This is a genomic window from Fluviicola sp., from assembly GCF_030151805.1.
Taxonomy (GTDB): Bacteria; Bacteroidota; Bacteroidia; order Flavobacteriales_D; family Crocinitomicaceae; genus Fluviicola.
The window spans coordinates 1-2558 of the sequence record NZ_JASLCN010000444.1 but is presented as its reverse complement, the minus strand read 5'-3'; the positions used below and the strand labels follow the sequence as shown (position 1 = coordinate 2558).

General features: G+C 43.6%; 2 protein-coding genes. One reads left to right on the top strand and one right to left on the bottom strand.

Annotation, left to right across the window (positions count from 1 at the left end; translation table 11 throughout):
* Positions 1 to 443: hypothetical protein (locus tag Q1V93_RS16885; RefSeq protein WP_300666288.1), on the top strand; the 443-nt coding region annotated here is incomplete at its 5' end.
* A gap of 64 nt (positions 444 to 507) precedes the next feature.
* Here the strand turns inward: Q1V93_RS16885 and Q1V93_RS16880 are convergent.
* Positions 508 to 2558, bottom strand: a 2051-nt coding sequence (locus tag Q1V93_RS16880) for an aconitase family protein (RefSeq protein WP_300666287.1), incomplete at its 5' end; no start/stop codon positions are given.

The window sequence follows — 2558 nt, the reverse complement described above, 5'->3', positions numbered from 1 at the left end:
TAGCAAGAAATAGAAATAAGTATCCTTTTTCAGACAGTTCTCAATCAAGATTTAATAACAACAATTTATTTATGACAAGAACAGAACCAATCATTGCAGTTAAGAGTGTAATCAAAAGCTCAGAATGGTATCAAAAGCTTTTAGATTGTAATAGCAGTCATGGTGGTGAAACGTTTGAAATATTGACTGACCATGACGGCACGGTCATTTTATGCTTACACCTGTGGGGAGAACATGAACATCCAACTATGGCAAACCCGGAAATCCCGATCGGGAACGGTCTTATTCTTTATATACGGGTAACCAATCTGACTAACATTTGGGAAAATGCTCAATTTCTAAATGCGAACATTCATCAAGAACCACACTTCAACCCCAATTCCGGACAACATCAATTTACATTGAGAGACCCGGACGGATATTATCTGATGATTTCGGAGTAAACAAAAAACCCGGCACTTCGATTTCTCTCAATGACCGGGGTTTCTATTATCTGGTATTTTTTGATTAATTCGCCAACAGCTTGTGTGAAGGAGCAAACTTTGTCAAGTTGATTCCTTCTACTGCCTTTTTGTATTCTTCGATGGACGGAGTTCTACCCAAAATCGTTGACAGAACAACAACCGGCGTAGATGAAAGCAAGGATTCTCCTTTTTTACCTTCGGAATCTTCTACGACTCTTCCCTGGAACAAACGCGTGGAAGTTGCCATTACCGTATCACCTTTTTCAGCTTTCTCCTGGTTCCCCATACACAAGTTACATCCCGGACGTTCCAGGTACAACATGTTCTCGTACTTCGTGCGTGCTTCTCCCTTCGGAGCATCATCGTTGAACTCAAATCCGGAGTATTTCTGCAATACTTCCCAGTCGCCTTCCGCTTTCAATTCATCCACGATATTATAAGTAGGCGGAGCAACTACCAGGGGCGCGTTGAATTCCACTTTTCCGTTTTGTGCTTCCACGTTCTTCAACATCTGGGCAAGGATTTTCATATCTCCTTTGTGAACCATACACGAACCGATAAATCCAAGATCTACCTTTTTATCACCTCCGTAATAAGACAAGGGACGGATGGTATCGTGTGTATAGCGTTTCGAAACATCTTTATTGTTTACATCCGGATCGGCGATCATCGGTTCAGCAATCTGGTTCAGATCAACCACCACTTCCGCGTAATATTTCGCATTTGCATCCGGAGTCAGAGCAGGTTTTTCACCCGATTTAATTTCAGCAATCCGGTGATCTGCTTTATTGATCAAGCCCTGAAGTACTTGTTTCCCGTTGTCCATGCCCTTGTCGATCATGATCTTGATTCTGCTTTTCGCAATTTCCAAGGATTCGATTAAGGTGTCATCCTCCGAAATACAGATAGATGCTTTCGCTTTCATTTCTGCCGTCCAGTCTGTGAATGTAAATGCCTGATCAGCTGTCAACGTTCCGATATGAACCTCAATGATTCGTCCCTGGAATACGTTTTCACCGCCAAATTGGTGAAGCATCTGAGCTTGTGTAGCGTGAACCACATCGCGGAAATCCATGTAATCTTCCATATTTCCTTTGAAAGTCACTTTCACGGATTCCGGAATCGGCATGGAAGCTTCTCCGGTAGCAAGTGCCAAAGCAACTGTACCTGAGTCAGCACCGAACGCTACTCCTTTCGACATTCTTGTATGGGAGTCACCACCGATAATGATCGCCCACTCGTCAATCGTAATGTCATTCAACACTTTGTGGATTACATCCGTCATGGAATGATAAACACCTTTCGGGTCACGAGCTGTGATCAAACCGAAATCGTTCATGAATTTCATGAGTTTCGGGATATTTGCCTGCGCTTTTTTATCCCAAACCGAAGCTGTGTGACAACCACTTTGGTATGCACCGTCAACAATCGGTGAAATCACTGTCGCAGCCATGGATTCCAATTCCTGAGCAGTCATCAACCCGGTTGTATCTTGCGAACCTACGATGTTTACTTCTACGCGGACATCCGAACCGGCATGCAATACTTTCCCCGGAGTGATTCCAACAGCATTTCTGTTGAAGATTTTCTCTACCGCAGTTAAACCTTGTCCTTCAACTGAAACTTCTTTTGACGGAGCAAATACAAGCGGCGTTTCCATTTCCAATGTTTTCGCAGCGAACGTCTGGATCTTTTTACCGAAAACAATCGCGTAGGAACCACCCGCTTTGATGAATTCCATTTTCTGCGGAGTGAACGCTTTTGAAATATCAATCAGCTCTTTTTCTCCGTTATATAATTTCTTTGTTTTTGTATTAATCGTCAACACTGTTCCCGTAGCAACAGAATATGCTTCTTCGAGGATCGGATCGCCGTTTTCATCGCGAACAGGTTCACCGGAAGCATCCAGTTTTTTCACCCAGTTTTTCAAATCCAAACCGATACCACCGGTAACATCTACCGTTGTCAGGAAGATCGGGGAGATTCCGTTTGTACCACCAACAATCGGGGCAATATTTACGAAGGGAACGTACGGACTAGCTTGTTTTCCGGTCCAAAGCGCCACGTTATTCACACCTGACATCCTGGAAGAAC